The sequence below is a fragment of the Dyadobacter sp. SRI_021 genome (genome assembly GCF_057586235.1).
This window is the reverse complement of sequence record NZ_JBYCZM010000001.1, coordinates 443336-467434: the sequence shown is the minus strand read 5'-3', so window position 1 is coordinate 467434 and position 24099 is coordinate 443336. Positions and strand designations below refer to the sequence as shown.

General features: G+C 51.2%; 16 protein-coding genes. 4 read left to right on the top strand and 12 right to left on the bottom strand.

Annotated features, from left to right (window positions below; translation table 11 throughout):
• Window positions 1-4: 4 nt before the first annotated feature.
• The 4 genes from AC2YIT_RS01815 to AC2YIT_RS01800 all read right to left on the bottom strand — a co-directional run bounded on the left by AC2YIT_RS01815 (window position 5) and on the right by AC2YIT_RS01800 (window position 7652).
• Window positions 5-1756, bottom strand: coding sequence for an FAD-dependent oxidoreductase (locus tag AC2YIT_RS01815; RefSeq protein ID WP_487278483.1), 1752 nt, complete (start codon window positions 1754-1756; stop codon window positions 5-7).
• A gap of 179 nt (window positions 1757-1935) precedes the next feature.
• On the bottom strand, window positions 1936-2868 hold the full coding sequence (locus AC2YIT_RS01810; protein WP_430843026.1) for a hypothetical protein: 933 nt from the start codon (window positions 2866-2868) through the stop codon (window positions 1936-1938).
• A 225-nt stretch (window positions 2869-3093) separates the two neighbouring features.
• Entirely contained in the window at window positions 3094-4587 is a 1494-nt protein-coding gene (locus AC2YIT_RS01805; protein WP_487278055.1) for a RagB/SusD family nutrient uptake outer membrane protein, read from the bottom strand.
• 41 nt (window positions 4588-4628) lie between these two features.
• Window positions 4629-7652, bottom strand: a complete 3024-nt coding sequence (locus AC2YIT_RS01800; RefSeq protein WP_487278054.1) for a SusC/RagA family TonB-linked outer membrane protein — start codon at window positions 7650-7652, stop codon at window positions 4629-4631.
• 342 nt (window positions 7653-7994) lie between these two features.
• Between AC2YIT_RS01800 and AC2YIT_RS01795 the strand changes: the two genes are divergently transcribed.
• Complete coding sequence (locus AC2YIT_RS01795; RefSeq protein ID WP_487278053.1) at window positions 7995-9161, top strand: LacI family DNA-binding transcriptional regulator; 1167 nt, start codon at window positions 7995-7997, stop codon at window positions 9159-9161.
• Between the two features lie 150 nt (window positions 9162-9311).
• On the opposite strand, the gene AC2YIT_RS01790 is transcribed toward AC2YIT_RS01795, so the two are convergent.
• The 5 genes from AC2YIT_RS01790 to AC2YIT_RS01770 all read right to left on the bottom strand — a co-directional run bounded on the left by AC2YIT_RS01790 (window position 9312) and on the right by AC2YIT_RS01770 (window position 17547).
• Complete coding sequence (locus AC2YIT_RS01790) at window positions 9312-10262, bottom strand: sugar phosphate isomerase/epimerase family protein (protein WP_487278052.1); 951 nt, start codon at window positions 10260-10262, stop codon at window positions 9312-9314.
• A 43-nt stretch (window positions 10263-10305) separates the two neighbouring features.
• Window positions 10306-11970, bottom strand: a complete 1665-nt coding sequence (locus AC2YIT_RS01785) for a RagB/SusD family nutrient uptake outer membrane protein (protein WP_487278051.1) — start codon at window positions 11968-11970, stop codon at window positions 10306-10308.
• Window positions 11971-12016: 46 nt separating this feature from the next.
• A complete protein-coding gene (locus AC2YIT_RS01780; RefSeq protein WP_487278050.1) occupies window positions 12017-15595 on the bottom strand; it encodes a SusC/RagA family TonB-linked outer membrane protein in 3579 nt (1192 codons plus the stop codon).
• 183 nt (window positions 15596-15778) lie between these two features.
• Window positions 15779-16858: a FecR family protein gene (locus AC2YIT_RS01775; RefSeq protein WP_430843040.1), complete on the bottom strand. Its 1080-nt coding sequence runs from the start codon at window positions 16856-16858 to the stop codon at window positions 15779-15781.
• A gap of 77 nt (window positions 16859-16935) precedes the next feature.
• A complete protein-coding gene (locus AC2YIT_RS01770) occupies window positions 16936-17547 on the bottom strand; it encodes an RNA polymerase sigma factor (protein WP_487278049.1) in 612 nt (203 codons plus the stop codon).
• Between the two features lie 216 nt (window positions 17548-17763).
• Here AC2YIT_RS01770 and AC2YIT_RS01765 point away from each other — a divergent pair, with 216 nt between their 5' ends.
• Window positions 17764-18840: a glycoside hydrolase family 76 protein gene (locus AC2YIT_RS01765; RefSeq protein ID WP_487278048.1), complete on the top strand. Its 1077-nt coding sequence runs from the start codon at window positions 17764-17766 to the stop codon at window positions 18838-18840.
• 370 nt (window positions 18841-19210) lie between these two features.
• Here AC2YIT_RS01765 and AC2YIT_RS01760 read toward each other — a convergent pair whose 3' ends face one another.
• On the bottom strand, window positions 19211-20674 hold the full coding sequence (locus AC2YIT_RS01760) for an alpha-L-fucosidase (protein ID WP_487278047.1): 1464 nt from the start codon (window positions 20672-20674) through the stop codon (window positions 19211-19213).
• A 216-nt stretch (window positions 20675-20890) separates the two neighbouring features.
• Here AC2YIT_RS01760 and AC2YIT_RS01755 point away from each other — a divergent pair, with 216 nt between their 5' ends.
• Together AC2YIT_RS01755 and AC2YIT_RS01750 are read left to right on the top strand one after the other, a co-directional pair.
• Window positions 20891-21178: a hypothetical protein gene (locus AC2YIT_RS01755; protein ID WP_430843050.1), complete on the top strand. Its 288-nt coding sequence runs from the start codon at window positions 20891-20893 to the stop codon at window positions 21176-21178.
• The gene (locus AC2YIT_RS01750) at window positions 21172-21456 is read left to right on the top strand and encodes a type II toxin-antitoxin system RelE family toxin (RefSeq protein ID WP_487278046.1); all 285 of its coding nucleotides are present in this window, start codon (window positions 21172-21174) and stop codon (window positions 21454-21456) included. The genes AC2YIT_RS01755 and AC2YIT_RS01750 overlap by 7 nt, the downstream gene beginning before the upstream one ends.
• Here the strand turns inward: AC2YIT_RS01750 and AC2YIT_RS01745 are convergent.
• Together AC2YIT_RS01745 and AC2YIT_RS01740 are read right to left on the bottom strand one after the other, a co-directional pair.
• The gene (locus AC2YIT_RS01745) at window positions 21453-22874 is read right to left on the bottom strand and encodes an alpha-L-fucosidase (protein ID WP_487278045.1); all 1422 of its coding nucleotides are present in this window, start codon (window positions 22872-22874) and stop codon (window positions 21453-21455) included. The two genes, AC2YIT_RS01750 and AC2YIT_RS01745, sit on opposite strands and share 4 nt — an antisense overlap.
• A 41-nt stretch (window positions 22875-22915) precedes the next feature.
• Entirely contained in the window at window positions 22916-23989 is a 1074-nt protein-coding gene (locus AC2YIT_RS01740) for an isoaspartyl peptidase/L-asparaginase family protein (protein ID WP_487278044.1), read from the bottom strand.
• Window positions 23990-24099 lie beyond the last annotated feature (110 nt).

Below are 24099 nucleotides of genomic sequence, written 5' to 3'. Positions count from 1 at the left end.
AAAATCAGGGTTGTGGGGCAAGTGTTTCGCCTTTGAGGATACTGGTCAGCTCGGGCAAATGGTCTTTGTACACGCCGCGCGGGGTGGTTTTGTATTTGTTTGCGATGTACGAGGCAAACCCCACGACCTCGCCCATCATCCCGCACGTGCGCATTACGCGGGTGCTCCCGAACGCCACGTGAGTGGTGCTGATATTGCGGCCGGCCATGAACAGGTTTTGGATATTTTTAGAATAAAGGCAGCGGTATGGAATCGTGTAGGGCGCCACTTTGATGTGCTTCGTACCCGCGAAAAACTCCTGGCCTTCAAAATACTTGCTGTTCTTGGCATCGGGGAAATGCAGGTCGATTGTCCAGGTGGCGGTCACGGAACCGTCGGGGTAGAACTTGCCTTTCTGAATATCCATTTGATTTAAAACATAATCACCGATAATGCGGCGCGATTCCCGTTTACCACCAATGTAAGCCACCCAGGCGAGTTCTTTCTTGCCGTATTTGGCCGCTTTGTTCTTCTTCAAATACGACCAGTTGCCGTAAATCGCGCGCAGGTTATGGTCGCGGATCTGTTCGGCCTGGGTAATGGTGTTGAAATTGCCGAAACCGGTTTCCCATTGCCAGTCCGACTTCGGCTCGTCGATGTGGTATTCATCCGAAAATTGCATTGCCCAGGGCGTTTCCGGGAAAGACGAAACGGTGTCGCGGTCCACGGAAGCCCAAAGGTTAGAGGTACCCAATGTAAAATCGTCGCTCTTGTCTGCCGCCAGCGATTCGCCGGTTTCGGCTTTGCTCTCACGGCCCATGCGGAACTCCGCGCCCGCGAGGAAACCAACTGTTCCATCGCCGGTGCAATCCGAGAAGAACGAGCCGGAAAAGCGGCGCTCCTGATTGGTAGCAATGTCACGGCCGACTACCGCCGTGATGATGTCATTCTCTTTCTCTACTTTAAAAACGTGGGTGTTCAGGAATAGTGAAATGTTCTTTTCGGCTTTCACGATGGAGATTTTTCGGGCATCACCATATTCTTTCGCGTCCGGGTTACCGTTGCCAGGGTCGCCATTGTCCATTTCACGCACGATGCGGCCGAGTTTGGGATAATGGTTTTTATCCACATCACCCATCAAATGCACCCGTACTTCCGAGCTGTTGTTACCGCCGAGCACGGGACGGTCCTGGATTAATGCCACGGTAAGGCCCATTCGCGCCGCAGAAATGGCCGCGCAGGTGCCCGCAATGCCGCCGCCTACCACCACCAGGTCATACCGGCCAGCGTCCTGGGGTTTATCGGTCAGGTTCAGGAGTTTCCTGCGGAAGGTGGTCAACGCTTCCAGCTCATTCGGCGGGCTGAATTTCAGGTCGTCGGTGAAAAGCAATGCGTCGCAGCGGCCGTTGAACCCGGTAAGGTCTTTCAATGCTAGTTTGGCGGTCGCATTCTTAATGTCGATCACACCGCCATCGTACCATTTCCAGGTGTCGGAGCCGCTTTCCCCGAAGGTCTGACCAACGGATTTGCCATCGACGAGCACCTGAAATTTGCCCGGCCCTTTCGGAAAAGGCGCCCAGTCTTTGGTACGTACCCATAAATGATACTTGCCGGTTTTCGGAAATTTGACGGTTGTGGTAGCATCCTTCACAGGCCTGCCCATACCATGCGCCATGATGTAGGACGAATTCATGACCACGAAAGATTGCTGGTCGATCACCCAGCCGCCCTTGTCCTCGAAAGATTCTGTCTCGATCAGGAGGTGGTTCTGAGCCATGGCAGGGAAGGCGAGGAGCGCTATGACCAGAATGGCGCTGGCCCAGATGGCGAGGTTCCGGGCGATCGTGCCCCGAGCCATCGAGCCCCGGGCGATCGTGCCCCGGGCGTCTGTGGCCAGGATGTCTGTGCCCCTGGCGTCGGGAGCCCAAGGCTTAAGCCTTGGGTTGGGGAGGATGTTCATTGTTTTTGCAGGATTTTTTGGATTAATAGAGTTTGTTCTTCATTGGCATTGGACAGGCTGGATTGCAGGTTTGAAGCCAGGGCGTTGGAGATGCTTATTGTACCTGTACCGAGCTTTTTCAATATGGCTATCTGCATGGTATAACCGGTTTTCCGGTAGGTATCCCAAAGCCAGTCTTGTCGCTGTTCCGTTTTGAAAAAATCATTTCCAACCTGCTGCAAGGCATATTTGGCGATGAAGCCGTTCTTTCCCGCAATGATCGCCTCAATGTCCTTTTCGAAAGGCTTTTTAATTCCTCCGTTTTCGTCCATCACCTTTGCCATCGCCCAATATTGATAATGATGGTTTTGGCTTTTCAGAAACCGGTGCAGCAATGCGTCGCTCGAATAGGTTTCGATGATTTTCTTCATTTCGGGTACCGCCTTGCCGTATGCAATATGCCAGAGGGTGTAGCAGGTATAAACCGCTCCGTCGATCACCTGGTTTTTAATGGTTTTCAGCGTCGCGCCGGCTTTCGCATCGACGGAGTCCGTCAGGTTATCAGTGCCTTTCGTGATCAGGTCTTCCATTTTGAGGTCTGCGAAAATGGAGTTATTCTGGGCGAGGATGTCTTGTAATTTCTGGTAATCCTCCTCTTTGAACTCGTCATGATCGACTTTCGTGAGCACTTTGCCTTCGGGCAGGTCGTAGCGCTGATAGTTGCCCAGCAAATCCCAATAGAAGTTGATATACACCGGTTTGCATTCGTTGGTGTAGCAAACCGGTGTGAAGATGTTTCTGAAAAAGTATTGTGGTTGTCCTTTTTCGTCAAATGCTAATTTCAGGGTGTAGCTGAGCGTGTCGTTTTCGGTGATTTTGTATTCACGAATGCGCTCTTCCCGGTTCGGAGAAGTACAGCATAGCGAGAACAAAAGCATTACTTGAATCATCGTTTACATTCCTTTTGCTATCCGAAGGAGGCCCCTCCGGGGCTCGTTTAATCAGATGAATAACTGTTTGCTATAAACAGGACGTCCCGTCGGGACATTGCAATGCCTTATAGGGTATCGCCTGATCTTTTCAGAACTCCCAAATTCCGTAGGGATAACCTGTTTATAGCAATCATGTTCGTTCAGCCTATTTCGGCTCCGGACGAGCCTCCTTTTGCACCCTTGCTATTTCCAATCCGGATTTTGTTCCAGCTTGGGATTGGCGTTGATTTCGTCCTGCGGAATAGGGAAATATTTGTTTTTAGCAGTGACGTTACGGGTCGGGTAAACATCGTTCACCGCTTTCGGAATCACCGTCAGGAACTTGCCAGTGCGCGTGAGGTCGTACCAGCGGTCGCCCTCAGCGAAGAATTCCCAGGCGCGTTCCTGTAAGACTGCTTCAATGAATGCGTCTTTGGTGAGGCCGGTTTTCAAGTCAGCCAGGCCTGCACGTTTCCTGACCGGATTGATGAAGTCATACGCAACCGTCGTAGCGCCGTTCAGTCTTGCCTCTGCTTCGGCGGCAATGAGGTACATGTCGGGGAGCCGGAAGATCGGAATGTTTGGGATCAGACCGACAGTCGAAACCGGATCCTGATATTTCTTGATCAGCACACCTTTGGTAGTAATGGGCGTAATGCTTTTTTGCGGTACAATAGCGCCTGCTTTGTTTACATAGTTCGTATCCAGCAACGTGCGACGTTTATCCGTGGGATCAAACGAGTTGAAAAAAGCCTGGTACGCGAACATGGAACCGAAGGAAGTGCGGGCAAACTCGGGCCCGGCACTTCCCGGAGGGCCGCAGAGGCCTGTCAATTGATGGCCGAGACCGGGAGAGACCGGATCGGCCTCGTACGCCCACATATTTTCCACGCGTGCGGCATCTTCCTTGTCATATTTGTAAACATCCCGAACATCCGGCATCAGCGAATATTTGCCGGAGTTGATCACTTCTTTGGCCTTTTCCAAGGCCTTCGCCCAGTCCTCATTATAAAGTGCGGCTTTCGCGTACAATGCGTTCACGACCTCCTTCGCAACACGACCTTTATCGACATTGGGGTACGACGGCAACCCTGCCGCCAACGCCTGGTCGAGATCGGCGTAAATCTGTTTGTATACGTCAGCCTTCGGGCCTTTGGCGGTTAAAGCTTCCTCTTCGGTGTAGCTCGGGGTGATTTTAACCGGAACATCCCCGAAATTCTTACTCAGGAGCCAATGGTAAAACGCTCTCAGGAAGTACGCCTCGCCGAGGATCTGTTTCTTACGGATTTCGTCCATATTCGCGCCCGGTACTTTGGCAATTACCCAGTTGGCCTTTTCAATGCCATTGTAGCACGATGCCCAGATCTGCTGGGGTGATTCGTTGGTCCGGGCATTACTTTTCTGCGTCGTATAATTCACATCATAGGTGAATAGCGTCAACGTGTTGCGGCCTACAACCCCGCGCGGGTAGGTCTGATCGTCACTGAAATCCGCAACCAGTGTCAGCGCTGGGCCGCCTCCCAGGCCGCCCAATGCGCCGTAAACGGAAACGAGCCCTTTTTCGGCGTCGGCAGCGGTTTTATAGAAATCTTCCGTGTAAATGGCTGAGTAAATTGTTTCGTCCAGCTGGCAGGAAGGAGTGAGCAGCGCTACGCCGGCAGCGCTGAGGTATGTCGTTATTTTCAGTAGCTTTTTCATATCAAATGGGACTCGAAGTCGGCAAGAGGATTTTGCATGAATCAGAATGTAACCTGGATACCGCCCAGGAACGATTTGGACTGCGGGTACACGAAGTTGTCGACCCCGATGATCGTGTTCGAACCTGCGTAGGTATTCACTTCTGGATCATAGCCGCTGTATTTGGTAATTGTGAAAAGATTATTTGCACTCACGTACAGGCGAATGCCTTGTACACCCTTGAACCGCGGCACCGTGTAGCCCAGCGTAATGTTTTTGCAGCGGAGGTAGGAGCCGTTTTCCACCACGTAGTTACTGATAGGCAGTCGGCCTCCCTGGAAGCCGCTGACATACTGATTGCTGGGATTGGTAGGTGACCAGCGATTGGCCACTCCCGCCAACAGGTTGCGCTGTCCCAGCGGATTTTCAAACGACAGGCGGCTGGCGTTGTAGATATCGTTGCCCTGCGAGCCTGAGATAAATGCCGCAAAGTCGAATCCGGCGTAGGATAAATTGGTGGAAAAACCATAGATGAATTTCGGATTCGGATTGCCCACGATAACCTGGTCTGCTGCCGTGATCTGGCCGTCGCCGGTTACGTCTTTTACTTTATGACCACCCACGCGACCATCGTATCCCGGTAAAATGGTTTCGCCGGTTTGATTAACCCCATCGAAAACATAGGTTTTGAACATACCCAGCGGCTGTCCCACTTTGAGAATGGTGTAGGTTGTCATGAAGCGCTCGGTGGTAATGCCGCCATCGAGACCCAGCACCTTGTTGCGGTTGATTGTCGTATTGGCTGAAACATCCCATTTCAGTTTGCCGTCCAGGATACGCGCGTTGACAGCCAGTTCGAGCCCTTTGTTTTGCAGTGCGGCGAAGTTCCCGGTAATAGCGCCATAACCGGAGCTCAATGGAAGCGTTTTTACATAGAGCAAGTCATCCGTTTTCTTGTGGTACACATCGGCGATAACGCTGATGCGGTTGTTCAGCAGGCTGATATCGATCCCGATGTTGGCCTGTTTGGACCGTTCCCAGCGCAGGTCCGGGTTGGCGATGCCTGTGGGTTCAATGCCTGTAACATAGGTGTGGTTAATCATGTAGCTGTTGCCGGAAGCCACAGTGGACAGCGATTGGTAAGGATCGATCCCCCCTGCGTTCCCTGTGATACCGTAACTACCGCGCAGTTTGAAATCCGAAAGCCAACTGATATCCTTCATGAATGGCTCCTCGATGATCCGGTACGCGGCTGATACTGCTGGAAATACCCCGTATTTATGATTGGCCCCAAACTTGCTCGAACCATCGGCGCGGGCAGTAATGTCAAGGAAAAACTTGTCTTTGAAACCATAATTTACTCGCGCCATATACGAATCGAGCCGCTGGCTGCTCCTGCCGCTGCTGATGGTGCGGGTCAATGCGAGTTGCATGGCTTCGTTTTTCGTCGCGTCGTTCGGGAAGCCTGAGGCATTCATGGTGTTGGAATTGCCTTGTTCAAGCTGGGTACCAAATACGGCTGTGGCCTTGAATGAATGGTTTTTAGCAAAAGTGGTGCTGTACGTCAGGATGCTTTCATGGAGCAATGCGAGATAATTGGAGTTCGCTTTGGTACCGGAGCCGGAATTGTCGTTCAGGTCGCTTTTGTTAACGATCGAGCGAGGCGAATAGCCATCAAAAAGTTCGCCTTTCTGATCGAGATTGAATGACGCGCGGTAGGTGAGTCCTTTCAAAAGCGAGATTTCGCCGTAAATGTTAGCGAGCGTCCGTTTGATCGAACGTTTGTTGAGGACAGCTGAGAAATTCAACGGGTTGACAACCTCGCGATACTGGCCGCCGGCTTGTTCGCCAAAAGGGAAAATACTACCGTCGGCACGGTAGGGTTGGAGAGTAGGCGGTGCGCCGATAGCCGCTCCCAAAACGGACGAAAGTACCGCGCCGCCGTCGCCAATGTTGGTGCCCCCCGTTTGGATACCGTTCGCGATGGAATAGCTGCCCAGGATACTCGTGCCTACTTTAACATTTTTGCTGATGCGATGGTCGAGGTTCAGGCGGTAGGAATAACGCTGGAATTGCGAGCCGATCAGCGTCCCGTCCTGGTCGAAATAGTTAAGTGACATGGCTAGCTGCGTCTTTTCACTGCCACCGTTTATGGATAGCTGATGGTTTTGGATTGGCGCCTTACGGAAAATCAGTTTTTGCCAGTTAACACCTTCGCCGAGTGAGGCTGGGTCGGGATAGTAGTTATTTTTGAATACCTCATTTTCCAGTTCTGCAAACTGTGAAGCATTGAGGACATCCAGCGTTTTGTTCACCTTTTGCGAGCCGTAGTAACCGTCGTATGTTACCCGTGTACCGCCATTTTTACCGCGTTTGGTAGTAATCAGGATTACGCCGTTGGCAGCTCTGGCACCATAAATAGCCGAAGCGGAAGCGTCTTTCAATACTTCAACCGACTCAATATCATTGGGGTTAATCGTTGAAAGCGGGCTTACATCCGTTATTCCACCACCATTTGAAACCTGAATACCATCTATAACATAGAGCGGTTCGGAAGAACCATTGATGGAGTTGGTACCACGAATCCTCACGCTGATGTTACCACCCGGTGAGCCAGAGTTCTGGTTGATCTGTACCCCCGCAACACGTGCCTGCAAACCCTGCGCGATATTCGCGACCGGTGTCTGTACCAGGTCCGCTGCCTTCACCGAGGCGATCGAGCCGGTGGTTTCCACCTTGCGTTGTGTTCCATAACCGACTACGACTACCTCTTCCAACGCCTTGGTGTCAGTTTTGAGCGAAACGTCGATGGTCGAGCGGTTGGATACGGCCACTTCTTCTTTGAGGTAGCCAAGGAATGAGAACACGAGCGTCGCATTATTTGCCACGTCGATGGAGTACATACCTTCGGCGTCTGTCAATGTTCCTTGCTGAGAACCTTTTACAGTCACGCTTGCACCGGGAATCATTTCGCCCTTTTCGTCGGTCACTTTGCCTTTCACTGTCACATTCTGTGCGAGCAGCGACTGCGCAATGCCCAGACACAGGAGGCTGAGCAGGAACAGGTCACGTATTTTTTTCTTCATGTAGGTAAAAATTAGGGTTTGATTTAAAGTGGTAAAATTGAAATAGTACAATTTTATTATATCGAAACAGCGTTAGCGGTGGGGGACTATACTTTTGAATACCCCTGCTGAAATGCGGTTTTTACCTAAATATAGTCGCCCGATGAGGCGATGCCGAACGGGTTTTAGCCCATAAATTTCCGGGAATTAAACAAAAAGTATCGGTAACGTTTGCGGAAACGATACCGATATATGGTTTTGCGGATGATTAATAGGAGATTTTTATATTTTTGTGAAGAGAGCCGGAGGAAGATTCCGATAAAGTATTCGAAGAGCGGTTTATTTAAAAAGTACAAAGATTATATGATTCAGTGTGTGAAGTGCGCGCAGGTAGATGGCATCATGAAGGCGGGCTATGTGAGAGGTAAGCAGCGCTACCTGTGCAAATGGTGCAACTACTATTTTACGCATTCAGAGAAGGACGATTCGATTGCGTCGCTGGTTAAACGCAAACGGCACCAGACGACGATCATCGATATCGCCAAATCGCTGGGAGTATCCAATTCGACTGTCTCGCGCGCCTTGCACGGGCATGCGGACATCAGCCCGGAGACGCGCCAGGCTGTACTCGACAAAGCCGCCCAACTCGATTACCAGCCTAACCAGCTGGCGTATAATCTTGTCAAAAGCAGGACGAATACAATTGGAATGATCGTTCCAGAATTTCAGAACCAATTTTTTCCGAATGTGATCATCGGTGCCCACGAAGTGCTGACCGGGGCCGGGTATAACCTGACCATCATGCAGAGTAATGAATCGTACCAGGTCGAGATATCGAATACGAAGGCAATGCTGGCGAACCGGATCGACGGACTGCTCATTTCGCTTACGCAGGAAACCAACAATTTCGATCACCTTAGTCTTTTCGCCAAGCGCGGAATCCCGCTCATCCAGTTCAACCGCGTCTGCGATCAGATCGACGTACCGAAAGTGGTCGTAAACGATTTCGAAGCATCGTTTAAAGCCGTGGAGCATCTGATTTTGAACGGCTACGAACGCATTGCGCACCTCGGCGGGCCGCTTACGCTGCAGGTTAGCCAGGAGCGGTTGCGCGGTTACCGGGCGGCGATGGAGAAATATGGAAAGCCCGTTCAGGACCATATGATCATTCAGGGCATGCTCACGCAGCAGAAAGCCCGCATTTACGGCCAGTACCTCCTCGACCTCATCGACCGCCCCGACGCGATCTTCGCCGTCAACGATTCTTCGGCCATTGAAATCATGCTGATGGCCATGGAAAAAGGTATTTCCATTCCCGATGAACTCGGCGTAGTAGGTTTCAGCGACAATGCGGAGTCCGCTTACATTGGCCCCGGCCTTACTACCGTTCGCCAGCCTACTATGCAAATCGGTCGCACTACCGCAGAATGGATTTTGCAGTTGGTAGATGCGGAGGAAATTATCGTCAATGAGAAGCGGGTTTTGAGTACGGAACTGATTGTGAGAGGTTCTTCGCGGCGATGTAATTAGCCACCAAGACACGAATAAACACGAAGATCCTATTCGTGTTTATTCGTGTCTTGGTGGCATTATTAAAAACAAAAAGTGCGGCCCCAGAGAAGCAGCACTTTATTAACTACAGAATATAATTATGAAAATCTTTGCGAAGCAAAAGGCGTTCTAGCTCAGCGCTTCGCGTAATACTTTCAGGCTTTTGGGCACCGCTGTGGCCGGGTCTTCTTTCCCTTCCATTTCGAGCGATACGTAACCTTTGAAATTCGCCTTCCTTAAAATGCCCGCGATCCGTTTGTAATCCAGATCGAGGTCGTAATAATGGCCTCCGCCGTAATAGGTCTTGGCCTGAACGATCGTCGCGTAGGGCGCCAGGCGTTCGAACTGCGGATAGGGATCGCCTACGAAATTACCGGTATCGACATTCATACCCATCGCCGGAGATGAGGCCAGCGGCTTATAGATTTCGAGCAGGTAATCGATGTTCGACGAAAGCCCCCAGTGGTTTTCGATCGCAAGCACGATCCCCGCTTTCTCGGCGGCCACCAGGCATTCCTGCATCGATTCGATACACCATTTGATGGCGTCCTGATCCGTGAAACCCTGGATCGGCGGCTCTTTGCCATCTTTGTAATAGTTGGCATCGCGCTTCACCGTCCGCCAGCTCCCCGTGTTCATCCGGATCGCCGGAATCCCCATTTGGGTCGCAAGGTTAATACATTTTAAGGTATGTTCAATGTCCTTTTTTCGATCTTCCGGCTTCGGCTGCACAAAGCTCTGATGGATAGAGAGAAGCGGAAGCGCCAATCCATTATCGAATGCAAGCCTTTTCAGCTTGTTCATGTAGGGGATGGTCTCGTTATCCATTTGCCGGTGCAGGATTTCCACGCCGTCGAAGCCAAGCCTGGCCGCGTCCTCGATCACTTTGTCGATCGGGTACTTCTGTTCCTGGAAGTGCCAGTAGGAGTAGGTTGAGACGGCAATAGGAATCCTGCGTGCAGCGGGTGCCGGGGCTGTTTCCGCTTGTGCAACGTGGCCGGTCATCGCCGCCGCGCCGCCGAGTGCGATGGTTTTAAGCCAATCGCGCCGTGAAGTATTATCCTGTTCGTGAGGCATCATTGAGTGATAATTTTTGGATAATAATATTAAAAATTTGTCACTTTTATGGATTTTGCTTCAAAACGTTTGCCCCCATGATATCTATCTGCGCCTGGGGAATGGGGAAATACTCGCTTTTATCTTTCACGAAAGTGGCGCCGGCGAGATAGGTACGTTTCTTACTTTCCTTGGTCAGGTAGGCATTCAGCACCACATCCGCATTGCCCCAGCGTACCAGGTCGAAATGCCGGTGGCCCTCCATGGCGAGTTCCAGGCGCCGCTCGAAACGCACCGCTTTCCGGGCGTATTCCTGGTTCGCAAATGCTGGGTAAGGTTTTACAAGGTAATTTGCGGCAGGTTTGTTCGCCGCATCGAGCACCACTACGTTGGCTGCGCGGGTGCGTATCTGATTCACGAGTTTCAATGCGGTTGCGAGATCGTTGTCTTCCACGGCCACTTCGGCGCGCATCAGCAGAATGTCGGCCAGGCGAATGGCGCGGTAGTTGTTCGCATTGGCACGGGGCGACTCGGCGCCTGCATTTTCACCGCTGTAAGCGAAGAACTTTTTGAAAGTGTAAGGCCCGCCAAAGCTCTGGTCGCGGATCCAGTTTTTACCCGGGTGAATGCCCCAGTTCAGGAATGGCAGTCCACGACGGCCCACGGTCCAATCAAGGCGCGGGTCCAGGGTGCCTTCATACGGCGTAAATGCATCGGTAGAAGAAAGCCCTTCGTCATTCTTCACATCCACATCATTGAAAGTATCCAGCAATGGAAGCCCGCTGGCGTCGGTCTTGAATGCATTCACAAGATTTTGGGTAGGCTGGAAAAACCCGCAGCAACCGCCGGGAGCCGAGCCGTAAGGGAAATTATAGTTATCACCCCAGCTTCCGTTTTGGCCCGCGCCGCCATCGGCAACAGACATTTGTACTTCAAAAATGGATTCCGAGTTGTTCTCCGTGGCAATACGGAAGTTGTCATGAAAGCTGTTCACGAGCGAGAACGGGCCATTGCTGATCACGTCGTCGAGCAAAGGCTTGGCGGCGAGGTAATCCCGTTGGTACATATGGACTTTGGCGAGTAACGCCTTGGCAGTCCATTTGCTCGCACGGCCTACCTGCGCCTTCGTCGCCGACATATTGTCGATTGCGAATTGAATATCCGCCTCAATGTTCGGCCAGATATCCTTGTCATTGGGCAGATTGATGTAGTCGGTGACGGTTTCGTCCACGTAAGGCACCATATTCCAGAGCTTTTTCGCTTCGAAATGATACCATGCACGCAGAAAGCGGGCCTCGCCGAGGGCTTGCGCTTTTTCGGCCGCGGTCATATCAGTAGCCTTGGCGATCAGGTTAATCACGTTGTTAGACCGCGAAACACCGTCGTAAACGGACACCCATTTGTCGTTGTAAGCCCCGATGTCGGCTTGGGCAATGTAGCGTTCGATGGTCGTGATTTGCGCCTGGTCGCCCACGTCACTGCCTTTATAGGCATCGTCGGAGGCGATGGAACCGTAAATCCAGTTGCTGACCGACGAAGTATTTACCGGTCCTGAACCAACGCCGTCGAGCAAACTGTATGCGCCAATCAATACCGCATTGACGCCGGTTTTATTCGCAAGCATGGCCTCGTTGCCCACCCCCAGCGGCGTGGTTTCGAGAAAACTGTCTCCGCAGGAGGTGAGTACGCCCACGCAGACCATTGCTGTTAATGCTAATACGCTCTTTTTCATATTTAATAATGAGAATGATGCCGTGTTAAAGATTTATTAAACCAAACTAGAACCCGAAATTGATACCGATCTGATACATCTTCGAATTGGGATAATTGCCCTGATCCACGCCCAAAACCGTGCTGCCTGGGGTAGAACCTACCGAGGTAACCTCGGGATCGATGCCGCTGTATTTGGTGATTGTGAAAAGGTTTTGCGCCTGCAAATACACGCGTGCGCTCTCGAAACCGATTTTGGACAACACACCGGCAGGTAATGTGTAGCCGAGCGTCAGGTTTTTCATGCGGAGGTAGGAGCCGTCCTCGATGAAATAGCTCGAAGGCTGTTGGCTGCGGCTGTCGTTCGCATCGAGGATCGGTAATACGGCGTCCGGGTTTTCAGGCGTCCAGGAGTCGTTGAGCATGCGGAGGCTGCGGTTACCGGCCTGGTTATTGAAATCTACCCAGCGTTTCACCATGTTGATAATCTGGTTGCCCTTCACGCCCTGGAAGAATGCCGAGAGGTCGAAGTTTTTGTAGCCTACACTCAGATTGATACCGTAAGTGAAGTCTGGGTGCGGGTTGCCGAGGAACTTGCGGTCGTTGTCGGTAATGGTGCCGTCGCCGTCAGTATCGTGGTATTTGTATTTACCCACAGCCGCATAGCCCGGATATTTCGGACCGTTGTCCACTTCGCCCTGGTTCTGGTAAATGCCGTCGATCTGCAAGCCATAGAATGAGTACAATGGCATACCAGCCACCGAGCGTGTCCAGGTGTAACTGCGGATCGAAGGCCCCAGGAGCACAGCGGTGGCACTGTTGTTCAGCTTTTTGACCTCGTTTTTATAGGTAGAGAAATTGACGCCCACGGAGTAGGTCAGGTCGCCGTTCAATGCTTTGTTGTGGAAGTCGATGCCGAGGTCGATACCCTTGTTGTTCATTTCGCCCACATTCACGAAAGGAATCGTTGCAACCCCCTGTGTTGCAGGCAATGCCACCTGGTAAAGCATGTCGGAAGTAGTACGGTTGTACAAATCGAGGTTCAGACCGAACATCCCTTTCAGGAAAGTCGCGTCGATACCCACGTTGGTCTGCGTCGTGGTTTCCCATTTCGCATTCTGGTTACCGAAAGCCTCGGTATCGAAGCCCGGCTGTACCGCATTGTTTGATCCGTCGATCGCGTACGACGACTGGCTCAGGCTCGAACGGTAGGTGCTGAAACCATTGTAGTTTCCAATCTCCTGGTTACCGGTCTGTCCCCAGCCCGCACGTAGTTTGAGATCATCCAGCCAGGGAATGCTTTTCATAAAACTTTCTTCCGACAAGCGCCATCCCGCGCTGAATGCAGGGAATGTACCATAGCGGTTGTTTTGCCCGAAGCGTGAGGAACCATCGCGGCGTACCGTAGCTTCTAACAGGTAGCGGTCCTTGAATGAGTAGTTCGCTTTTCCGAAAATGGAGAACAAGGCCCACTCGTATCCGGCGCCGGTGTTGGCAATGCCTGCGGTGCCGGAGTTGAGGTACATATATAACGGGTCTTCCGAGAAAAACGTAGTCCGCGTTCCAGAGAAGTCGCGGCCGGTACCTTTAATGGCCTCAGTACCCGCCAGTACGCTGATTTTGTGCGACGTGCCCAGGTTTTTGGTATAATTCAATGTATTCGACCACGTCCAGTTGATGTCGTAAGCATTTCCGTTCGTCATCGCATTGGCTGCTTCGATTTCAGCTTCTTCAAGGTCAAGCAGGGTATAGCTCACGCGGTTAGCATTGATGAAGTCGATACCGATGCTGGATTTGGCGGTCAGGTCTTTCAGGATATCCACTTCGAGGTATGCATTACCAAATGCGCGCAACGTGTTGGTCTGGTTGTTGCGGCTTCTCCATAGCTGCGCGACGGGGTTGGTGGCTGGGCCCAGACCGGCGGCACGGGTAGCAGCGAAATTGCCCATAATGTCGTACACCGGAATGATTGAAGGAATGCGGTAACCGTTACCGATCGGGTTGCCGTCCTGGTTGTTGGTGGTGCTGGCCGTACCGTTCGCGTTATAATAGCCTTTGTTTTCAGTGTAGCTCAGTTCCAGGTTCTCCCCGAGGCGGATGCGTTTTTTGAAAGTAAACTCGGTATTCGAGCGGATCGAGTAGCGATCGAACGAAGTATGGATCAGTACACCATCCTGTTTGAAATAGTTGAGCGCGATGGCATAGCGGCCATTCTCGGTACCACCATTTGCACCGATATTATATTCCTGAATGGCCGCCGGGCGCAGGATTTCCTTGTGCCAGTCGGTGCCTTGTTTGTTGGCCTTTACGATCTGGTAAAATCCGGTTCGGTTGTAGTTGTAAAGGGAAGGGTCAGTCTTTGGATCGCCTTCAAAAAGGCCGTAGCTGGATCCTGCCAGAATGTAATCAGGTACCACGGCGGTAGGGCCGTTGCCATATTGCTGGTGCGAGGGGTTGCCGTTCGTCAGCACGCCTGCATTTCTCCGTTGCGTCCACAAGAGGTCGCCGAATTGCTGTGGGTCTTTGATCAGGCCCAGGTCTACTTTGCCGGTCTGGAAGCCTGCGCGGGAATTGAATGTAAATCTGGGCGCGCCGACTTTTCCTTTCTTAGTAGTGATGATAATCACCCCATTGGCGGCGCGCGAACCGTAGATAGAAGCGGAAGAAGCATCCTTCAATACTTGCATCGACTCGATATTGTTCGGGTTAATGCTGTTCAGGCCGCCTTTGGTAGGCACGCCGTCGATGACGTAAAGGGGGTCGTTGTTGTTGATCGTACCAAAACCGCGGATGCGGACGGTCGCCTCGCCTCCCGGCGTGTTGTTGGACGTAACGGTTACCCCCGCCACACGTCCCTGCAATTGCTGCGCCACGTTCGGGGCAGCTACCTTGGTGAGCTCGGTAGCGTCAACGGTCGACACGGCGCCGGTAATATCGCGTTTCGATTGAGACGAATAACCCGTTACTACCACCTCGCTCAGCGACTTGATGTCAGATTGAAGCGTAACCTCCACCATCGTTTTGTTGGCAATATCAATCTCCTGGGTGAGGAAACCGATGGACGAAACCACCAGCGTAGTGCTGCCATCAGGCACGTTCAGGGAAAATCCGCCGTCGGCATCGGTGGTGGTACCTACGGATGAGCTGCCTTTAAGGACGACCGTGGCGCCCGGAATCGTGCCGCCCGTAGCGTCTTTTACGGTGCCCTTAACCTGAAAATCAATGGACTGGATCGTTTTAATGGACGTACCTGTGCCTTCAGGCAAGTTGGAGGCGGGCTTGGAAGGAGCCCTTTTCAACAGAATTTGTTTTCCCGAAACTTCATAGGAAACCTGCAAGGGTGTCAGGAAATTATCGAGGATGGATTCCAGTTTCTCCTCGCGGGCGCTGAAAGTGACCTTGCGCTGCGAGCGGATGAGCTCCGGGCTGTACATGAAATGCACGCCGGAAAGCTTGCCGATCTGTTCCAGGGCCGCACCGATTTTCTGCTCGCGGATGTTGATTGTCAGGCGACGGTTGAGTACCTCCTGCCCGAAGCCATCGAAGGCGACGGCGAGCCCGGAGAACTGGATGATGATGAACAATTGTATGAGGCTGATTCTCATAATTTTGAGCAGGTAACTCTGCCGGTCAAAGGTTTTTTTCATACTTTTGTCTGTTTTGTAGGTTTAAAAAATCGGCAAAATAATTCCCGTGTCCCACAGACTTCCAGTCGGGGGATCTTCTTAGCGCCAGCACAGAAAGAGGGGATTTCGTACGGGTGAATGATGTTGGTAGCATCGTTCACCTTTGTTGTTTTTATCCAAATAGTCGGGTTTTGAAGTGAATAATCAGTTGCATGGGTTTCCGGTAATGGTGATGCTGTCTTCGGTAATCGTGTATTTGGCTTCAAGGATGGTGCACAGCCATTTCAGCTTGTTTTCGAGCGGCTCGTCGCCGAGTGTTGCGGTAATGCTGCAATTCGCCAGACTGTTCCGGTCGAATACCATGTTCACGCCATAAGCTTGGGCGAGCGCGTCGAAAACGGCTGCCGCAGGTGTTTCTGAATAAGTAAATTCCTGGTTTTCAATAGGGATATTCAGCAGGACAGGGCTTTTAAGCGCCGATCGTACGAACTTCGCATGTGCTCGCTCGAATGTGGCCTGTTGGTTGCAGGTGAGAAGGAGGGGCGGAGAGGCCCGCTCGCTGAAAACAGAGACTTTACCTGTTTTGACCGCAACGGTAATCTCCTTTTCATCGGCAATGGCCTTGATGCTAAAACTGGTACCATGCACTTTAGCGACCAATTCTTCTGCATATACAAAAAACGGCTGTTCGGGATTCTTGGTCACTTCAAAAAACGCCTCGCCTGTAAGGTATACTTCCCGTTTCTTGCCCTTGAATGCGGGGGGGTATTTGAGCGTGCTGTTGCGGTGCAGTACCACGGAGCTGCCGTCGGGAAGCTGCACATATTTGAACGGTCGTTCCGTATTGGCTACTTCTTTCAAGGCATTTGCAGATGAGACTGTATGTGCCGCTTTTGGAGCAGGATGTCCGTAGTAAATGCGGAACAATGCCAAGCAAAGCCCGGCAACGATCAGCAGGCTTGCCGCTACGTTCCATCCCGAGAGGAAAACAGGGAAAAACGATTCTTTTTTCCGGCTGTTCCCCACTTGCTCTTGCCGTTTCGCTGCTTGCAATGCGTCATTGATCTTGTGCTGGATGTATTCGTCTGTCAGATGCTCGTCGCGTACAGGTACCGCACGCGCAATTTCGACAGCCTGGCGGAGAATAGCATGCCCGTGTTCATGTTCCGCCGCCCATTTCTGCCAAACGGCCCCATCTTCGGCAGATCTGCCCTCTGCCCAGCATCTGAATGCGGAATTTTCGAGCAGTGATTGCAGTAAATGATCGGACCGGTCGTGAAGCATGGAGTGATGCGGTTTTTTTCACATTATCCATTTATTCCGCCGGAATACTCGGTTAGGCTGTATTTTTTTAAATTAAATCAGAACAAGGAGGAAATTTGGCAAAAAGAGCAGAGGACAACCGAAATGGAGGGAGGCGTGCGCCAGAGCCCGCGCAGGTTGGATAATGCCCGCTGAATGATGTTGCTGACCGACTGTGCGTTGATGGCCAGAAGCCCGCCGATTTCCTCGGGCATCAGGTTTTGAAAAAAACGCAGGTAAATGACTTCCTGCTGTCGCGCCGGCAATTGGTGGATCGCCGTATGGACTTGTTTTTTCAGCGCCAGATCGTTTTCCCGGCTAATCCAGTCCTCTTCGCTGGAAAATTCGGACAGCAGGTTATCGCATTCGTCGGTCAGTCCGGTTTCTTCGGACAACGGTTTAATGGTTTTCAGCATTCGGTGGCGGAATGCCTTCATAAGGTAAAACTTCACTGACGGCGTCTCATTGATGGTCGTACGGTGCAGCCATAAATGTACCAGCAGGTCCTGGATCACATCTTCGATCAACTGCATATTATGCGTGAACCGCTGGCCGTACTGGAAAAGCACCCGGTAATAGCGCCTTGCCAGCTCCGTATATGCGTGCTCGTCCCCACCACGGAACGAATTCCAGAGCAAGGCATCGTCGGTATGTTTGTCCAATGCGGTCAAGAAGATTAGCCAGGTTAATGGGGGATTTAATCAAAAATAGGGGATGTGAACTGGATATAAAATAGTGTTTTGTATATTATTAGAATAACCAAATTTTATTATTCTATTTTGATAAAATGCCGCTGGTAGCGATTTTAGGGCCGGCGATTGAAGGAGGATCTTTCAAGTAGAGAACCTCTCAGTGGCTCCTTCTACTCAAAAAAATCGAAACTATTTATGAAAAGTATGTACACAACGGTGCTGATTTTGCTCGGCATGGCCCGCTTCGACTTCGCCGTATCCCAATCCGCGCCCGACTACAAATCGCGGCGCGGGCAGATTCTTCACAACATCGAAGGCGTATTTTACGAGTCGGCGACGGGCCTCTTCATTGAAACCAATGGCAAGAATGAAAAGCCGCATTCTTATCTGTGGCCGCTCTGTGCATTGCTCCAGGCCGCGACCGAATCGGAGGCCGTAAGCCCGGGCAAGCAATACATGAAGCCGGTTTTGGGCGCCATACGGCAATATTACAATACCAGTGCACCTGCCCCGGGTTATCAGGCGTATGTGACGAGTGAGCAAAAGGACTCCCGTTTCTACGACGACAACCAATGGATCGCGATCGCGTGCCTGGACGCGTACAACCGCACAGGCGAAAAGGATTACCTGAGTATCGCCGAAGAAATTTACCGGTTCATGATGACCGGCTACGACGACCAGGCGGGCGGAGGCATTTATTGGAAAGAGGATGAAAAGAATACAAAAAACACCTGCTCGAATGGCCCCGGAATACTGGTGGCATTGCGGTTATATCAGATCAAAAAAGATCCCGAATACCTGAAAACGGCGATCAGCCTCTACGATTGGACTAAAAAGAACCTGCGCGCAAGCGATGGGACCTATTATGACGCCATCAAAGTACCGTCACTGAAAATAGATTCGGCCAAATACTCCTACAATACAGGCACCATGCTGCAATCGGCGGTTTTGCTGCACAATATCACAGGTAAAAAGGAATACCTGGACGAAGCCAGGGCATTAGCCGAAGGTTCAAAGAAGCATTTTTACAAGAACAACAAGTTGCCGGACAACTATTGGTTCAATGTGGTGTTGCTGCGCGGTTTTGAAGAACTCCACAAAATTGATTCACAGGCCGGCGACTATCAAATCTTCATCGCAGATGCCGAGCGGATCTGGAAAGATGAGCGCGACAGCAAAAACCTCCTGGGCCGCAAACCGGTAAAAACGCTCATTGACCAGGGAGCGATGCTGGAAATGTACGCGCGGTTGGAGCGGCTTGTGAAGGAATAGGATATAGTATTATTTTTTGTATAAAAACAATCCTGATGAGCTATGCAATTGAAGGTGCCGCTTCTAAGAACCAACACGACGTGTATCTTCAAATGAAGGCTTTACAGAGACAATACCCATCGCTTAAAGTAGATGAGAACATCGATTTGTCCAGACTAGCAGATGATTCCAATGATGTAATTATTTAAGTATGCTATCTCGATACAGATGTTTTTGTTAATTTTTTGATACAACAAAATCTGGATAAGCACGATCTGGCAGGGCGTATATCCAGAATAAAGTCATTTACAAATTTGAGAATTACACTGTTATAAAAGCAAAAGCGCCGGTTGATGATTTTTCAACCGGCGCTTTTGTATAATTGCATGCGCTACTCAGTATCCTTATAAACCCCAAACTCGCTGATTGCGATACTAACCGGCGATTTGGTGATGCGGAGACGTACCTTATTGGAAGTGACGGGTACGTCGAGTTTCGCAAGGCGCTTTGCACCCACGCTGGTACCTTTGTATACCTCCTTCCATTCGTTTCCTATCCAGGCATCAACGGCGAATTCTTCAATCCGCTGGCCCAGTTTAATGTATTCCTGCAAACTGATGATGTCGAACACGATCGGCTGATTCATTTCAATTACCACTTCCGGCGTTTTGAAATCGTCGTCGGTTGCCCAATAGGTGTCCGGTTTGCCGTCGAGCAGGTTTTTGGCGCTGTAAACGGAGTTGTAACCACGCACATTCACCGCTTTCGACGACGCACGACCGATGAGGTTTGTCGCGAAAGTGTTTTTGACATGGTCGCCGAACGTTTTGAGGGCTACGACGTCGTCGTTATGCAGTTGGCCGCGGGTGTCGGGTGCAAGGCCAAGGTCCAGCGCTGCGCCGCGTCCTACACTTTTCAGGTAAAGGTCAAACAGCTTTTCGGGTGTTTTCGGCTTCTCATTTGCGTGATAGAACCAGCCTTTGCGCAATGGAACATCGCATTCAGCGGGGATCCAGTACTTGCCGCCCCGGGTTCCGCCAGGGTTCTCGGTGGCATTAGCCTGGCCCGGTACGGCCACATTCTGACCTTCGGAGGGCTTTGGTGTTAATGTCGCCCATGAAGTCGGGTTTACGCTGCCATCCTCATTACCTGCCCAGCGGACGTCCCAGCCGATGTCGCTGAAAATATTCGCGTTCGGCTGCAGTTTGCGGGTGTAGTTGGTCCAGGTAGAATCCCACTGATAGTAGGTGGTATTATCGATCGAACGTTTTTCTCTCGCGCCGCCGTAGTAGCCGTCGCCGCCATTCGCGCCGTCGTGCCACGACATAAATAGCTCGCCGTAATTGGTGTACAATTCGCGGAGCTGTTCACGGTAAACTTTAATGTATTCCGGTGTACCGTATTTGGCATTATTGCGATCCCAGGGGGAGCAATATACCCCGAATTTCAGCCCGTGCTTGCGTGCTGCGTCTGCCACCTCGCGCACGAGGTCACCCTTACCCTCCCGGAACGGGCTTTTGGTGATATTATAGTCGGTCGTTTTGGTCGGCCAGAGGCAGAAGCCGTCGTGGTGTTTCGCCACAAGGACAATACCGCGAAGCCCGCCTGCTTTGGCCGCCTGGACGATCTGATCGGCGTTGAAATCACTTGGATTGAAAGTCTTGGGGTCAGCATCGCCATAGCCCCATTCCTTGTTTTCGAATGTGGTGGGCGTGAAGTGCATGATACCGTAAACTTCGGTTTCGTGCCATGCGATCTGACGCGCCGCCGGCAATGCGCCGTAAGGTTTTGGGGGAGTTTGGGCAAAAGCGATCGACGCCGTCAGGCAGAGGAGACCGGATATTTTTTTGATCATTTGAAAAGGTGTTTCTGATGATACAGATAGGGGTGATGCAAATCGAGAGTGAAGATCGTTTTTTTAAGAGAGTTCACAAATTTTTTGCTCATGTTCCTCTCTGCTCACCGCAGGCTCATTAATAGGTATTGGTTGAAAAGTTGATAGTGCACAACAAAAATCTTAATTTTAATTTAGAAAATTGAAACATCAAGTTCCTTTAAATCATCGATCGTTATGGTAAATATCGTTGAGAATTATATCGCATTGAAAAAGAATATGGCGACTTTGATCAATAAATCGGGTTATAAAAATGCTTACCTGGCCGAACAGATTGGTATTCCGGCGCCGACGTTCAGTGTCAAGAAACAACGTGGCAATTGGAGCGAAACCGAAATGCTGCAAATCCTATCCATCATCGAAAACGAAAAGCTGAATGACTATTTCATGCTTGAGCTGATGCGTGCCGAAAAGGATGAACCCCGGTTCCCGGTTTCTGACCTGAAAAAGGAAATGGGATGGTAATACTTTTCGTCAACAAGTTTAAAAAAGATCTAAAAAACGCGCCGAAAGTCGTCCAGAACAAGGTTTTCGAGGTAATAGAAAAACTTGAAGCCGCTCAGAATCTAGAAAAGTCAGGGCTCGACTACCGCAAAATGGAAGGGCAAAAGAGCCACGAACATTATTACAGGATCAGCATCGGTGATTGGCGGATTGGTATCGAATACATTCACCCCGACGTTACACTTTTACGGGTATTGAGCCGGGGTGAAATCTACAAGTCGTTTCCTCCGAAATCCTAGTTAATCACAAATAAGTAAGCAGGCTGCGTACCTACTTCTGTCACAGTTTTAGCAGGCAGCTCAATCGCTCCGTTCTTCACTTTCAATGCTTTTTTATTCCCTGCAAATGTGATTTTTGCTTTCGCCGTGATTTCCAGGCCTTCCGGTTTCAGGCTTGCTGGCAGCTTTTCGCCTGGTTCGGCGAGGTAGAATGCGTAAGTAGTGTTACCTTTTTTGGTATAAGCCCATTTGCCGGCGCGGTAGGGAGCCAGCGGTTTCGTTTCGTAGATACCGACTCCATTTACATTCATCCATTTACCCATCTCTTCCAGGCGCGTGTAGGCTTCTTCGTGCCATTCGCCGTCGGGGCCGGGCGCTACGTTCAAAAGGAGGTTACCACCTTTTGCAACAATGTCAACAAGGGTGTGAACCAGTTTCTGGGTCGATTTGAAATTTTCCTTCGGAATATAGGACCATGAATCACCCATTGTCATGCAGGATTCCCACGGGATGGACATATAATGATCAGGGATCGATTGCTCGGGTGTTACGTAGTTTTCGAACTCACCGGTAACGGTGCGGTCTACCACGAGCAGGCCGGGCTGATGCGAGCGGGCCATTTTAGCAATGCGCGCCATGTCGATGTCCTGGTCGTAAGGAATCGTTTTCTGCCAGCTGATGGTCGTATCGATGCTGTTGAACGGGCGTACCCAGCCGCCGTCAAGCCACAGAATGTCTACGGAGCCGTAGTCCGACATCAGCTCTTCGATCTGGTTGTAAGTGAAGTCTTTGAACTTGTTCCAGATTTCGGGGCGCTTCTTCGGATCGTAAGAAACGTTGCGGTCCTTAGGCGGGAAGTAAGGCCACCAGTAGGAGTCGGTATGCCAGTCGGGTTTTGAGAAATAGGTGCCTGTCATGAAGCCCTCGTTGCGGAATGCTGCGAGTACTTCTTTGGTGACGTTGGCCTTCGGATTGGTTTTGAATGGCGTATTGGTGATTTTGTAATCGGTGTATTTCGAATCGAACATCGAAAAGCCGTCGTGGTGCTTGGTGGTGAACACCACGTATTTCATCCCGGCACCTTTGGCCGCCTTCGCCCAGCGTTCAGGGTTGAATTTGACCGGGTTGAAAGTTTTGGCGATGTCCTCGTAAGCCTTCTTATATTCGAACCAATCGTGTGCATGCGGCCCGCGGCGTTCGCACCAGCCTTCGTCTTCCGGGCACAGTGACCATGATTCTACAATGCCCCACTGGCTGTATGTTCCCCAGTGCATCAGCAGTCCGAATTTGATATCCTGCCATTTGGAAAGCTTCTGCTGCACGAGCGGATCGGCAGGTGCAACGTATTTGGAGTGATTTTGCTCCGAATGCTGCTGCGCATACGATCCGGACGCCATTAGCAGCCCTGCCAGAAGAGCTGCTGTCGATTTAAGGTTCATTGTAATGGTTAAGTGTTAGGTAAATATTTCTATCTGAGGGACTACGATAGATAGCTTTTGGAAGCCACTACTTTACCCTTGCCATCGCCGGTAGTGATGGTATAGGCAAATCCGGGCTGGACGGAATAGGCACCGACCTCCCCCTGCTTGTTAATGGCCAGAAAGCCTACCTGAAAAGTCTTGGCCCTTTCGGGGTCACGTTTTACGATCCTTTCAACTGCTTTTTTACAGGCTTCTTCCGGTGAGGAGCCATTACGCATGAACTCGACCACCAAATGGGTGCCGGCCACGCGGATCACTTCCTCGCCTTGTCCCGACGAAGTGGCTGCGCCAATCTCATTGTCGACAAAGAGCCCGGCGCCGATAATAGGGGAGTCTCCCACGCGGCCACGCATTTTGAAGCCCATACCGCTGGTCGTGCACATGCCGGAGAGGTTACCTTGGACATCCAATGCAAGGGTACCCATGGTATCGTGGTTGAAATCGCCGTTGTCCAGCCGCGCGGGGGCGAAAGGACCGTGGCCTTTCGATTGTTTATGTTCTATGTTGATGACCGGCTTGTATTCTGCTTTTTTGAGCCATTTTTTGTACTCTTTTTCAGCGTCCGGTGAAAGTTTGCCGGATTCCAGTTTAAAACCATTCGCCAATGCAAATTGCTGAGCACCGGCACCCACTAAAAACACGTGCGGGGTTGTTTCCATGAGCTTGCGGGCGACAGACACCGGGTGTTTGATCCTTTCCAAGAATGCCACGGCACCACAGTTCGACCTTTCATCCATAATACACGCATCCAGTGTCACATGGCCGTCGCGGTCGGGGTTTCCGCCCAGACCTACGCAGCAGTTGATATCGTTTTCAATGGCGATAGCGGCTTGCTCCACGGCGTCGAGGGCACGACCGCCCTTTTCGAGCACCGGCCATGCCGCTGCATTTGAAATTTGACCGCTATCCCAGGTGGAGATGACCACGGGAGTGCCGGGCGCCGGAGTGCCGGCCACCGGAGCGTCGGCCGCCGGAGCGCCGGGCGCAGGTGTTTTGGCAAAAAGCTGATTGACGCGTGTAAAAGGCAGAGCGAAGGCCGACAGGCGGAGGAAGGAGCGGCGGTTAGTGTTCATGGTGTCCGGGTTTATGAATGGTAAGTGTAGTTTTGTAAAATTTTAAAAATGAATCCGCGGATTAATTAAAATTTTTTCAAATATACGTTCCGCGGAATTTGTGATCAATG